Source organism: Pseudomonas sp. WC2401 (assembly GCF_041200115.1).
GTDB lineage: Bacteria > Pseudomonadota > Gammaproteobacteria > Pseudomonadales > Pseudomonadaceae > Aquipseudomonas > Aquipseudomonas fragi.
On record NZ_CP165623.1, the window covers coordinates 3226909 to 3239513 of the forward strand.

Consider the following 12605-nt stretch of genomic DNA (forward strand, 5'->3'; position numbering starts at 1 on the left):
AAGCAATCTCGTGCTGGCTTGCCGCCCCTCTTCCAAAGGAGAACTCCATGCCCCACGCCCGACTCGAACGCATCCTGATTACCAACGACGACGGGATTGACGCCCCGGGTCTGGCCGCACTTGAGGCAGTGGCCCACGAGCTGGCGGACGAAGTCTGGGTAGTGGCACCGGACCATGACCAAAGCGGCATCTCTACAGCCATCAGCATTCACCACCCGTTGCGCGTCACCCAGCGCGGCGAGAGGCGCTTCTCGGTCTCCGGAACGCCGGCCGACTGTGTAGCGATGGCCTTGCAGCAGCTGCTGGACAAACCGCCGCAACTGCTGCTGTCAGGTATAAACAAGGGCGCCAACCTGGGGGTTGAAACCTTGTTTTCCGGTACCGTAGGCGCGGCCATGACCGGTTTGTTGATGGGCGTGCCGTCCATCGCCTTGAGCCAGTACTTTACCCGTCGCAGTGCCGTGCGCTGGGATACCGCCCGCACCCTGGCCCCCGGCGTGATCCGGCAGTTGCTCGGCAAGGGCTGGGAACAAAGGGCCTGCCTGAATATCAACTTTCCCGACGTACCTGCCGATGACGCCGGGCCGATCCAGATCACCCGCCAGGGGGCCGGGCGCATGGACGGTGTGGAAGCCATCGAGCGCACCGACTTTCGCGAGGCCAAGTACTACTGGCTCAGCATCACCCGCCATCAGCACGCCGAAGCCATCGACACCGAAACCCAGGTGGTAACCCAGGGCGGGATCTCGGTCACACCACTGGAGTTCGATCGCACCGCCATGCCCCTGCGCGAGCAACTGCGCAGCGCGCTGCAAGCCAGTTAAGCCCAATGGGCCGGGTCATCGACGATGGCCTGGTGCCCTTCAAGCACCTTGGGGATTTCCTGCTTGAGGAACTCCACCCAGGTCTTGACCTTGGCATCCAGAAACCGCCGTGAAGGGTAGAGCGCGTAGATGCTTTTTTCGTGCAGGCGGTAATGCGGCAGCAGACGCACCAGCGAGCCGCGCTGATAAGAGCCTACCGCCACATAATCGGGCAACAGGCACACCCCGAGCCCGGCCTCGGCCGCTTTGGCCATCGCTTCCGCCACGTTGACCTGGAACACGTTGCCGGGGCGGATCACTTGTTCGCCCTGATCATCGCGAAAGGTCCAGCTGTCGGTAAACAACGGGTCGACCAGGTGCAGGCAGCGGTGCTGGTGCAGATCGTCAGGTACCGTCGGGATGTCCCGGCCCTTGAGGTAGGAGGGGGCTGCACTGATGACACTGAAGATGCTGCCCAGCGGCTGGCCGATCAGCTCCGAATCCGGCAGATGGGCCGACAGGGTAATCACCAGGTCATGCCCCTCTTCAAGCAGATCGGGCTGGCGTTGTGACAGAGTGAGGTCGACATGTACCTGCGGATACAGCTCGGTGTAGCGGGCCACCAACGGTGCCAGCAGCTGGATGCCCAACCCGGTGGTGGACTGCACACGCAAATGGCCACGGGGGATCAGGTGCGCACCCGCCGCTTCGGCATTGGCATCCTCGATCTCGCCCAGAATCATCCGGCAGCGTTCCAGATAACGCGCACCCACCTCGGTCAGGGCCAGGCGCCGTGTGCTGCGTTGCAACAGCCGGGCTTGCAGCGAAGACTCCAGCTCGGACAGCAGCCGCGAGGTTTGCGCCGTTGAATAACCCAGCGCCTGCGCCGCCGCGGTGAAGCTGCCGGTTTCGACTACGCGGACAAACACCCGCATCGCCTGAAAAATATCCATCCTGATTATTACCCCACACGTAAGCGTGCTTTCTTGTGGCGGCAATAATTACACAGTCCGGGCCACTGTGCCGTGGTGACGTGTGCTTTCCAGGAAAGCGGCGCAAATACGTTGTGACTTTACCCTGTTTTTTGTGAGGTAATTCTCATTAGAGCGCAGGAGATATCCTATTTTAAATAAAGTAGTTGGATATCATTTTCTAATTACTTGCTTTTGTTGTTCTATGTGCTTGATTTATATAGAAGCGAATTTTCCTAGGAATAGCCTGTCAAACACATTGCGTCATCATGTGGTCGATACGCCCTCAGCAGCCAGCTTGACTAAGCTTTATTTACAAGGTGCATTCATTTGACTATTCATCAGTACCCAAAAGGACGAAAAGTTGACGCTGAGATCGATTTGTTTGAATTGATCCATTCTTTTTGGCGACAAAAAAAACTGATTGCAGCCACTGCGGTAATAACCGGATTAGTGGCAATTGGCTATGTTTCCTTTGCGCAAAAAATCTATCAAACCAGCAGCCTGCTGCGCCCTGCAGCCATCAACGAACTGGATGCCCTGAATCGTTCCGAGGTCTACACCCTGCCTGCGGCAGAGGCTTTAGGTAAAGTAGGGCTGGCACTTGATTCCTATGAAAACCGCTTGAATTTTTTTCGCGATCACCCGGAGTTATTCAAACCCCTGGAACAACCCGGCAGATCACTGGAGCAAAGCTTCGAAATGTTTAACCGGGATGCCATTACCCTGGTACAGCCTGCTGCGAACAAGGGTGATTCAACCAATCCTTATATAAGGCTGGAACTTACTTACCCTTCCACGCTTGATGGGGTGGCGATTCTCAATGGTTTTGTTGACTACGCGATCAATAACCAACGTGAGCAAATTAGTGCCGACCTCAAGGTTATTATCAGTAACCGGCTCAGGGAACTGGATACCCAGATAAATGCTGCGCGATCAAGCTATCACTCTGAAAAAGAAGGAAAAATCGCAACTTTGGTCGAAGCTGACACGCTGCAAAAAGCCCGTCTGGAAGATGAGCTGAAGGCGTTGCGCCTGCAGCTTAAAATGGAGCGCGAATCGCGAATCCAACAGCTCAACGAGGCCATTTCGATTGCCAAGTCACTGGGCATTACCCGCCCGACCACGCCGGCAGCTATGGCCGATGCGGCACAGGGCGCCTCATCGAGAGTGGTGCGCACCGAAATCACGTCGCAAAGCACGCCCTTGTATTTTATGGGCTCCCAGGCCCTGGAAGCCGAGCGCGCAGCCCTGCTCAAGCGTACGACCGATGACTTTACCGACAACCGCATTTCGCAGATTCATAAAAAGATGCAGTTGCTTGAGGTTAATCGCCAGGTCGAAATGCTCGGTAAGCGCTCGAACGAAGATGTGTTCCTCAAGGATATCGAGCCATTGCGTGCCGAAGTGGTACGCCTTGGCCGGCTCAATACGGACATGAGCCATCTTGGCCTGGTCAGCATTGACCGCAAGGCCCAGGCCCCGACGGAACCGGTCAAGCCGAAAAAGGCACTGATTGTCGGGCTGGGCGTGGTGCTGGGCCTGTTGCTGGGGCTGACGATTGCGACCGTGCGCTTCCTGATCCAGCGCCGCCAGCAAGGGGTCAAGCCAGCACTGCCACCGACTTGATCTGTGCCCATAGCCATTGCCCGGGGTGCAGGCCCAGTTGGTCCCGGGAATAGCGGGTTATCCGGGCCAGCAGGGGAGTGCCGTCGGCATCCAGGCGTATCAGCACATGGGCCTGATTGTCGGCGACAGTTTCGCTGACCACCGCTACCCGCAAGCTATTGAGGATGCTGCTGTGCTCGGCCGGGGTCAGGCTCAGGCTGATATCCCGGGCCTGTACCTTGACGCGTAGCGGCCGGCCAATGGCCATTGAGGCATGGGTCACCCTCAGATGCTGGGCGCTGCCAGGCAACTGCAGGGTCAACAGCTGATAATTGAGGTTATAAGCACCCACTTGCCCCTCAATCACCACCCCGGCGTCATCCCCTCGCGCCAGGGGCAGGTCTAGCCTGGCCAGGGTCTCGCCAATCGGGCCGCTTGCTATTACTTTGCCTTCACTCAGCAGCACTATATGGTCCGCCAGCCGCGCCACCTCGTCCTGGGAATGACTGACGTAGAGCACCGGTATATCCAGCTCGGCGTGCAGGCGCTCGAGATACGGCAAGATCTCGCTCTTGCGCTGGCTGTCGAGCGCAGCCAGGGGCTCATCCATCAACAGCAGCCTGGGGCTGGTGAGCAAGGCCCGGGCGATACCGACCCGCTGGCGTTCACCGCCGGACAAGTTGTGCGGCGCCCGTTGCAGCAGGTGGGTGATGCCCAGCAGCTCGCTGGCATGGGCCAGGTCCACCCGCCGCTCCTGGCGGGCGATGCGCTTGAGGCCGAACTCCAGGTTGGTCCGCACCGACAGGTGCGGGAACAGGCTTGCTTCCTGGAATATAAAGCCCAGCGCCCGCTGGTGTACCGGTACAAAGTGCTTACGCTGGCTGTCTTGCCAAACTTCGTCATTGATCTGGACATAGGCCTGGCTGGCCCGTTCGAGCCCGGCGATACAGCGCAGGCAGGTGGTCTTGCCCGAGCCCGAATGACCGTAGAGCGCGGTCACCCCTTTGCCTGGCAGTTGCAGGTCGAGGTCCAGGGCAAAACCTGGATAGTGATGCTGCAAGCGAAGGTTGATCTGCGACGTCATCTTCAGCTCCAGCTGGTTTGCGATTTGCGACTGGAATACAACGCCAGCAACACCAGAAAGGAAAACACCACCATTGCCCCCGCCAACCAGTGTGCCTGGGCATACTCCAGCGCCTCGACGTGGTCGTAGATCTGCACCGAGACCACGCGGGTTTTTTCCGGGATATTGCCGCCAATCATCAGCACCACCCCAAATTCACCCACCGTATGGGCAAAGCCGAGAATCGCGGCCGTGATAAACCCGGGCCGGGCCAGGGGCAGAATCACGCTGAAAAAACTGTCCCAGGGGGTTGCCCGCAGGGTGGCAGCGACTTCCAGCGGCCTGGGGCCGATGGCGGTAAATGCGTTCTGCAAAGGCTGGACGACAAAGGGCATGGAATAGATCACCGAACCGATCACCAGCCCGGCAAAACTGAAGGTCAGTGTGCCCAGGCCCAGAGACTGGGTGAACTGGCCGATATAACCGTGCGGGCCCATCGCCAGCAGCAAATAAAAACCGATAACGGTGGGCGGCAGCACCAGGGGCAGGGCGACGATCGCCCCGACCGGCCCACGCAACCGCGAACGCGTATGGGCCAGCCACAGGGCAATGGGAGTGCCGACAATCAGCAGAATCACTGTTGTCAGTGACGCCAGTTGCAGGGTCAGCCAGATGGCAGCGAAGTCAGCACTGGTGAGCGGCATGGTTACAGGTGATAACCGTAGGACTTGATAATGGCAGTGGCTTTTGGCCCTTTGAGGTACTCGGCCAGGGCCTGGGCAGCAGGGTTGTGCTCGCCTTTTTTCAGGATCACTGCATCCTGGCGGATTGGGTCGTGCATGGCCTCAGGGACAATCCAGGCCGAACCCTCGCTGACTTTGCCGTCCTTGTAGATCTGCGACAAGGCCACAAAACCCAGTTCGGCATTGCCGGTGGAAACAAACTGGTACGCCTGGGTAATATTCTGGCCCTCCACGATCTTGGCTTTGACCTTGTCGGTCAGGCCCAGTTTGGCCAGCACCTGGGTGGCCGCCAGCCCGTAGGGCGCTGCCTTGGGGTTGGCAATGGACAGGTGCTTGAACTGATTGGCCAGCAACACCTTGTCAGTGCCGTCAATATAGCCGTCTTTGGCGGACCACAGTGCCAGGGTGCCAATGGCGTAGGTGAAACGTGAACCAGGGACAATATCGCCTTCTTTCTCAAGCTTTTCTGGGGTGCTGTCATCCGCCGCCAGGAACACTTCAAAGGGCGCACCGTTCTTGATTTGGGTATAGAACTGGCCAGTAGCCCCGTAGGCGGCAATCAGCTTGTGCCCGGTGTCCTGTTGAAAATCACGGGCAATGGCCTGAATGGGGGCGGTGAAGTTGGCGGCCACTGCCACCTGCACCTCATCGGCCTGGGCCGAAGCGAACGCGAAACAACCGATCAGGGCGGCAAGCGCGGTGGGAATAAAGGTGCGGGCACATGAATTCATCGCAAAACTCCGTTTTTATTGGTGTGTCGGGCGCAGGGAAGATAGCCGCTATATATAAATATTTACAGCGCTTTGTAAACCTGTGGCCGTTGAGGAGGGGGCAGCGATCAACGTTGTCTCAGCCAGCCTGGCGCAAGGTGATATTGATTCGCTGCTCGCCCAGCAACCCGTGCCGCCCTGGCTTGATCGGCATTACGCCGTGAAAACGCAAGCGGTCAACACCGCCCCAGACCATCACATCACCATGAAACAAGGAAATACGTTGGGTCGGATCGCTGCGCGCGAAGCCGCCAAATTGAAAGATCGCGGGCAGGCCCAGGGAAACGGAAACAATGGGAGCGGTATAAGAACGCTCATTCTTGTCCTGGTGCAGGGACATTTTGGCGCCCGGGGCATAGGCATTGATCAGGCAGGCATCGGGCACAAAGTCACTGAAGCCAGCCACGCTCGCCGCGGCGTCTGCCAGGCTCAGGAAGACCTCGGGCATGGCCGGCCAGGGCCGGGTACTAAGGGGGTCGAGGGGGGTGTAGCGGTAACCGTCGCGGTCTGTGGTCCAGCCCAGGGTGCCACAGCTGCTCAAGCGGGCAGACATGGCAAGGCCGCCCGGGGTCTGCATCTGGCGCAAGGGGGATTGCTGTAGAACACCCCTCAGGGCTGCCAGCAGTTCGTCGACCCGGGGCAAGGCAAACCCGCGCAACACAAACCCCTGGGCGCTGATGCGCTCGACGCGAGCGGGCTGCTGCAGGTCCTGCTCGGTGAACAGGTCCACTGTTACAGCGCCTTGCTGGCCTTGATCTCAGTGATCACATCATCGGCATCGCCGTGAATCTTCTCCAGGGCGGCGCGGGCTTCTTCTTCCGAGCCCGACTGCAACTGGGCAAACTCGAAGCGACGCTCGCCGTTGAGCTTGTACTTGATGACGTACTTGGTGGTTTGCACGGTAATTCCTGCCTGAGGTTTAGCGAAGTTTGGAGCTGGAGCGGCGCACGATCTTGATCGTCGGCTTGAAGCTGGGCTTGCGGGTGACGCTGATGGCCCGGGTGGTCACGGTATCAATGGTGATGTTCCAGAAACCGGTGCTCGGCGCAGTGATACGGGCCGGGAAGTCCTTGAAGGCACCGCCATGATAGGAGTGGCGGCCACCATTTTTAAAGCTGCGAAAGTGCGCATCGCTCATCAGGCGGATGTTGCAAGGCTGGGAGCACTCGATGACGACAATGTCGTCTTCGTTGAGGTGCTCGCGCTGGTGAATAAATTTCATGGTGTCTCCAAAAACGTGAATCTGCTGAATAATCAGCACGATAGCATGTGCTTTAGCCCTGTCAGGGGGCTAAAGCCGGGTATTATGCCGTGATGCGGGTGAGTTTGACGTAAAACGTGGATAATCCGCCACTATTGAGTATTTATTCACGATGGCCCGGGAGAAATTTCGGATATCCATTGTCGTAGTGTCTTTAACGGAGAATGTCTATGAAGTGGGGCTTATTGGCGGCGTTGCTGGCCTTGGGTGGCTGTGCATCAGTGACGGATATTGAGCAGACGCTGCCGACCATGAGTGTGATTTCGGGCAAGAAACCCGATGCCTATGCACAATGCGTGGTGCAACAACTGTCCAGCACACGCAGGGCGCCGCAGATTGAACCGCATAAAGACGGTTTTCGGATTATCGTGCCGCAAAAGCTGACCTCCAATCCAACGGCGGTCATTGATATTGAAGAACGTTCCGGCGGCAGCAGCATCAAGGTCTACGAAAGCATGTCCAATGTACCGGTGCGCCCGGGCGATATTCGCAAAGCCGCCACACACTGCATTTCCGGTGACTGACGCTTATCTCGGTCACCCCCCGACCTGACGATTGCCCTGCGCAACGTCAGGTTTTTTTTCGCCCCGATATCGGTATCGGATCCAAAGTAGTGTTGTGACCGAGTGGGAATTCTCCTAGGATCTATAGGCTTATATTTTATAGGCCTAAGCATATAACAATAATGGAGCTGGTCATGATTCCACTCAAGCGAACGCTATTGAGCAGCTTTGTGCTGCTCGCCGTGAGCAACGCCCAAGCGCAGCCTTCCCCCAACATCTACCTGCAAGGCGGGGCGCAGCCTGGCGCCACGGCCTGCGTGGCGTGCCACGGGGCAGATGGCATGGGGCTGGCACCCGCCGGGTTTCCGCGATTAGCCGGTATTTCTGCCGATTACCTGAGCAAGCAGCTGCACGACTTTCAAAGTGGCAAGCGGGTCAGCCCGGTGATGCAACCGCTGGCCAAGGCGCTTTCCGATCAGGAAATAGCCTCGGTCACGGCCACCATTGCCGCCATGCCGGCCCCAGCAGTGCCAGCCATCAACCGCAGCAGCCTGCCCGCAGGCCTGGGTGAAAAGCTGGCCCTGCGCGGCGCCTGGGATCGCCAGATCCCCGAGTGCGTCAGCTGTCATGGCCCGGGCGGGGTGGGCGTGGGGAGCGCCTTCCCGCCACTGGCCAATCAACCGGCCCTGTACCTGACGGCGCAGCTCAATGCGTGGCGCGACGGCACCCGGCACAACGATCCCAATGACCTGATGGGGCATATCGCCAAGGCCATGACCGAGGATGAAGTCAAGGCGGTTGCTGACTATTTCAGCACTGTGGGGCACACGGAGGCCAAGCCATGAAGCGTCTGATACTTACCTGCGCGGCGTCCGTGCTCCTCAGTGGCGCAGTTCATGCGGCGACCATCGCGATGGAAGACCAATCGCAGATAAAAGTGCCTGCGCCTGCCGAGCACATCACCTACTTTCAGCCACCGCAACAAAGTGATTTGCCTGACAACGCCTACGGCAAAATGGTGCTGGATGGCTACGCCCTGTTTGTCGACACCAAGCGCCAGGCGCCACAGTTTGTCGGCAATGGCCTTAACTGCACCAATTGCCATCTGGATCAGGGTCGGCTGGCCAACTCGGCCCCGCTGTGGGGGGCGTACCCCATGTACCCGGCATACCGCAAGAAAAACGACAAGGTCAATACCTTTGCCGAACGTCTGCAGGGCTGCTTTCAGTTCAGCATGAATGGCGGCACCCCACCGGCTGCCGATAGCCGTGAGATTACGGCGCTCTCAACCTATGCCTATTGGTTGTCGACCAAGGCGCCTACAGGGGTTGAGTTGCCGGGACGGGGCTATCCCGATGTGCCCGCGCCCAAAGGTGGCTACAACCTGACCCGTGGTGCGGCGCTGTACAAGGATCAGTGTGCCATCTGTCATGGCGACAACGGGCAGGGGCAAAAGGCGGGGGCGGATTACGTAATGCCGCCGCTGTGGGGCAAGGATTCCTACAACTGGGGCGCCGGCATGCACCGGATCAACACAGCTGCATCGTTTATCAAACACAACATGCCACTGGGTAAGGCCAACAGCTTGAGTGATGAGCAGGCGTGGGATGTGGCGGCCTACCTCAACACCCACGAACGGCCACAGGACCCGCGACTGGTCGAGGGTTCAGTGGAAAAAACCCGGGTGAAGTTCCACGCCAATGACGGCGTCAACGTCTACGGGCAAACCGTTAATGGAGTGTTGATCGGCCAGGGCACCGAGTAACCGTCTATACCGCTAAAGCCAAGCGCTTTAGCGGTATCCACTTACTTGCAGGCCACCACGATCGTGCGGCTTTTGAAATTGCCTACATCTGCACCCAGGGTTTTTTCGCTGTCTGCAAGCGCAGGCGTGCCATCGGTGGCAATGATGTTGTAGCCCGTACCGGCACAAGACGCTTCAGCTTTCTCGTAGCACTTGGCCCAGGACATGGCCTCGCCCGAACAGTCTATGCTCAACCCTTGTTTGCCGTCGGCCAGGTAAGTATTGGAAGCAGTCGCGCAGCCACCCAAGGTTACCAATGCGAGCAGTGTCAGAACTTTGTTCATCGGGGTAACCATTACATAAGTGGAGTTGAAATTAGTTTTTACCGCGGCGTGCTGCTGGCTCAGGTTGGTCCTGAAACACCGAGGCAACTTCTGCTGCGGCCTGTTGCGAACTGAAAGGCCCGGCAACGTTTTCGCCGCTGGCTGAAAATACGCACCATTGGCCCGATGCATCGGGTTTGATCTCGTAACCGTTAACGCTGATTGTTGCTGACATCGAAAAGCTGCCTGATTGGCTGGATTAATGGCGTGATAATAGCGCAAGGGCATCACGGGTAGTGCTAAACACGATGGAGTACCCATCAAATTCAATCGCCAAGGAACTAACGGGCAAAATATTTATCTAGGTTGGCATCAGTTTGCTATCGAGAAGCATTGTAACGTCGATGCTGCCTGATTAGACTGCGCCAAATTTGGAACGTACAGCCCTTTAAAGGACTCATATGATCAAGAAATGCTTGTTCCCAGCAGCCGGTTACGGCACTCGCTTTTTGCCAGCGACCAAGGCCATGCCAAAAGAAATGCTGCCGGTGGTGAACAAGCCACTGATCCAGTACGGGGTTGAAGAAGCACTGGACGCTGGCTTGACTGAAATTTCCATCGTAACGGGCCGCGGCAAGCGCGCCTTGGAAGACCACTTTGACATCAGCTACGAGCTGGAAAACCAGATCAAAGGTACTGACAAAGAGAAGTACCTGGTTGGAATTCGCCGTCTGCTGAGCGAGTGCTCGTTCTCCTACACTCGCCAGACCGAAATGAAAGGCCTGGGCCACGCGATCCTGACTGGCCGCCCGCTGATCGGTGACGAACCCTTTGCCGTAGTTCTGGCAGACGACCTGTGCGTCAACCTGGAAGGCGACGGCGTGCTGACGCAAATGGTCAAGCTGTACAACCAGTACCGCTGCACCATCATCGCGATCCAGGAAGTTGACCCGGCTGAAACCAACAAGTACGGCGTGATTGCTGGCGACCTGATTGGCGACGATCTCTACCGTGTACGCAACATGGTGGAAAAACCGGCTCCGGAAGATGCACCTTCCAACCTGGCCATCATCGGCCGTTACATCCTGACCCCGGACATCTTCGACCTGATCAAGCAGACCGAACCGGGCAAAGGCGGCGAAATCCAGATCACCGACGCGCTGATGAAACAGGCGCAAAACGGTTGCGTGATTGCCTACAAGTTCAAGGGCAAGCGCTTTGACTGCGGCGGCGCCGAAGGCTACATCGAAGCAACTAACTTCTGCTTCGAAAACTTCTACAAAACCGGCAAAGCTTACTGATAGCAGCCCGTTGTAGAACGCTTCAAGACAAAGCCACCCTCGGGTGGCTTTTTCGTTTTTTTGCTGTCGGCAACCTCCTGCGCTGGTCAATCGCGCTGGAGCGATTATGCTGATGAACTGCTTAGGAGAGTGAAATGGCCTACGAATTTGATCTATTTGTAATTGGTGCGGGTTCCGGTGGCGTGCGTGCTGCACGTTTTGCCGCAGGTTTTGGCGCAAAAGTGGCCGTAGCCGAAAGCCGTTACTTGGGTGGTACCTGCGTCAACGTGGGTTGCGTGCCGAAAAAGCTATTGGTGTACGGCGCACACTTTGCCGAAGACTTCGAACAGGCTTCGGGTTTTGGCTGGAGCCTGGGGGAGGCCGATTTCGACTGGGCGACCCTGATTGCCAACAAGGACCGCGAGATCAACCGTCTCAACGGTATTTATCGCAACCTGCTGGTCAATAGCGGCGTCAGCCTGATCGAGGGCCACGCGAAAATTACCGGCCCCCATGAAGTTGAAATCAACGGTCAGCGCCATACTGCCAAGCATATCCTGATCGCGACTGGCGGCTGGCCGCAGATCCCGGAAATCCCGGGCCATGAACACGCCATCAGCTCCAACGAGGCGTTTTTCCTCAAGGAACTGCCCAAGCGTGTGCTGGTGGTGGGCGGTGGCTATATTGCCGTCGAATTCGCCGGTATTTTCCACGGCCTGGGTGCGAAAACATCCTTGCTGTATCGCAGCGAGATGTTCCTGCGCGGCTTTGACGGTGCGGTGCGCAAGCATTTGCATGAAGAGCTGATCAAACGCGGCATGGACGTACAATTCAACGCCGATATCGAGCGGATCGACAAGCAGGCCGATGGCAGCCTCAAGGCCACGCTCAAGGACGGCCGAGAGCTGATCACCGATTGTGTGTTCTACGCCACCGGGCGCCGACCGATGCTCGATAACCTGGGCCTGGAAAACACCGGGGTCAAACTCGACAAGCGCGGTTTTGTCGAAGTGGATGATTTGTACCAGAGCGCCGAGCCGTCGATCCTGGCCATTGGCGATGTGATTGGTCGTGTGCAGCTGACGCCGGTGGCGCTGGCTGAAGGTATGGCCGTGGCCCGTCGCCTGTTCAAGCCCGAGCAATATCGCCCGGTGGATTACCGGATGATCCCGACGGCAGTGTTCAGCCTGCCCAACATTGGCACCGTAGGCCTGAGCGAAGAGCAGGCTGTTGAAGCGGGGCACAAGGTGCAGATTTTCGAAAGCAGCTTCCGGCCGATGAAACTGACACTCACCGAGTGCCAGGAGCGTACGCTGATGAAACTGGTGGTGGATGCCGACACCGACAAGGTGCTGGGTTGCCATATGGTCGGCCCGGAGGCGGGGGAGATCGTGCAAGGGCTGGCGATTGCCCTGAAGGCCGGGGCGACCAAACAACATTTCGACGAAACCATCGGGGTTCACCCGACGGCTGCCGAAGAATTTGTGACCATGCGCACCCCCGTCAAACGCTGACTTTCACTGTGGGAGCGGGCTT

16 protein-coding genes are annotated in these 12605 nt (G+C 58.0%); 7 read left to right on the forward strand and 9 right to left on the reverse strand.

What is annotated here, in order from left to right:
- The first annotated feature begins 47 nt into the window (after positions 1-47).
- Entirely contained in the window at positions 48-824 is a 777-nt protein-coding gene (gene surE / locus AB3G35_RS14745; RefSeq protein ID WP_016780926.1) for a 5'/3'-nucleotidase SurE, read from the forward strand.
- Here surE and AB3G35_RS14750 read toward each other — a convergent pair.
- Positions 821-1756, reverse strand: coding sequence for a LysR family transcriptional regulator (locus tag AB3G35_RS14750; protein WP_083369518.1), 936 nt, complete (start codon positions 1754-1756; stop codon positions 821-823). The genes surE and AB3G35_RS14750 overlap by 4 nt on opposite strands.
- 399 nt (positions 1757-2155) lie before the next feature.
- Between AB3G35_RS14750 and AB3G35_RS14755 the strand changes: the two genes are divergently transcribed.
- Entirely contained in the window at positions 2156-3403 is a 1248-nt protein-coding gene (locus AB3G35_RS14755; RefSeq protein WP_134048477.1) for a GNVR domain-containing protein, read from the forward strand.
- On the opposite strand, the gene modC is transcribed toward AB3G35_RS14755, so the two are convergent.
- The 6 genes from modC to AB3G35_RS14785 all read right to left on the reverse strand — a co-directional run bounded on the left by modC (position 3378) and on the right by AB3G35_RS14785 (position 7180).
- Positions 3378-4466: a molybdenum ABC transporter ATP-binding protein gene (gene modC, locus AB3G35_RS14760; RefSeq protein ID WP_369781693.1), complete on the reverse strand. Its 1089-nt coding sequence runs from the start codon at positions 4464-4466 to the stop codon at positions 3378-3380. The two genes, AB3G35_RS14755 and modC, sit on opposite strands and share 26 nt — an antisense overlap.
- A gap of 2 nt (positions 4467-4468) precedes the next feature.
- On the reverse strand, positions 4469-5149 hold the full coding sequence (gene modB / locus AB3G35_RS14765; protein ID WP_095041167.1) for a molybdate ABC transporter permease subunit: 681 nt from the start codon (positions 5147-5149) through the stop codon (positions 4469-4471).
- 2 nt (positions 5150-5151) lie between these two features.
- Positions 5152-5919: a molybdate ABC transporter substrate-binding protein gene (gene modA / locus AB3G35_RS14770; protein ID WP_016780931.1), complete on the reverse strand. Its 768-nt coding sequence runs from the start codon at positions 5917-5919 to the stop codon at positions 5152-5154.
- A gap of 118 nt (positions 5920-6037) precedes the next feature.
- Complete coding sequence (alkB, locus tag AB3G35_RS14775) at positions 6038-6688, reverse strand: DNA oxidative demethylase AlkB (protein WP_134048481.1); 651 nt, start codon at positions 6686-6688, stop codon at positions 6038-6040.
- Between the two features lie 2 nt (positions 6689-6690).
- Entirely contained in the window at positions 6691-6858 is a 168-nt protein-coding gene (locus tag AB3G35_RS14780) for a hypothetical protein (RefSeq protein WP_016780933.1), read from the reverse strand.
- A gap of 19 nt (positions 6859-6877) precedes the next feature.
- Positions 6878-7180 (reverse strand): DUF1883 domain-containing protein, encoded by a 303-nt coding sequence (locus AB3G35_RS14785; RefSeq protein WP_016780934.1) that lies wholly within the window; start codon positions 7178-7180, stop codon positions 6878-6880.
- Positions 7181-7389: 209 nt separating this feature from the next.
- On the opposite strand from AB3G35_RS14785, the gene AB3G35_RS14790 reads away from it, so the two are divergent.
- The 3 genes from AB3G35_RS14790 to AB3G35_RS14800 all read left to right on the forward strand — a co-directional run bounded on the left by AB3G35_RS14790 (position 7390) and on the right by AB3G35_RS14800 (position 9487).
- On the forward strand, positions 7390-7743 hold the full coding sequence (locus AB3G35_RS14790; RefSeq protein ID WP_016780936.1) for a hypothetical protein: 354 nt from the start codon (positions 7390-7392) through the stop codon (positions 7741-7743).
- Between the two features lie 173 nt (positions 7744-7916).
- Positions 7917-8567 carry a cytochrome c gene (locus AB3G35_RS14795; protein ID WP_169844289.1) on the forward strand — a complete coding sequence of 217 codons (651 nt, stop codon included), beginning with the start codon at positions 7917-7919 and terminating at the stop codon, positions 8565-8567.
- A complete protein-coding gene (locus AB3G35_RS14800; protein WP_369781694.1) occupies positions 8564-9487 on the forward strand; it encodes a c-type cytochrome in 924 nt (307 codons plus the stop codon). Before AB3G35_RS14795 ends, AB3G35_RS14800 begins: the two co-directional genes overlap by 4 nt.
- Before the next feature lie 41 nt (positions 9488-9528).
- On the opposite strand, the gene AB3G35_RS14805 is transcribed toward AB3G35_RS14800, so the two are convergent.
- On the reverse strand, positions 9529-9810 hold the full coding sequence (locus AB3G35_RS14805; protein ID WP_016780939.1) for a hypothetical protein: 282 nt from the start codon (positions 9808-9810) through the stop codon (positions 9529-9531).
- A gap of 31 nt (positions 9811-9841) precedes the next feature.
- On the reverse strand, positions 9842-10024 hold the full coding sequence (locus AB3G35_RS14810) for a hypothetical protein (RefSeq protein ID WP_016780940.1): 183 nt from the start codon (positions 10022-10024) through the stop codon (positions 9842-9844).
- 226 nt (positions 10025-10250) lie between these two features.
- Between AB3G35_RS14810 and galU the strand changes: the two genes are divergently transcribed.
- Together galU and gorA are read left to right on the forward strand one after the other, a co-directional pair.
- A complete protein-coding gene (gene galU, locus AB3G35_RS14815) occupies positions 10251-11090 on the forward strand; it encodes a UTP--glucose-1-phosphate uridylyltransferase GalU (RefSeq protein WP_016780941.1) in 840 nt (279 codons plus the stop codon).
- Between the two features lie 134 nt (positions 11091-11224).
- Entirely contained in the window at positions 11225-12583 is a 1359-nt protein-coding gene (gene gorA / locus AB3G35_RS14820) for a glutathione-disulfide reductase (protein ID WP_369781695.1), read from the forward strand.
- The last annotated feature ends 22 nt before the right edge of the window (positions 12584-12605 follow it).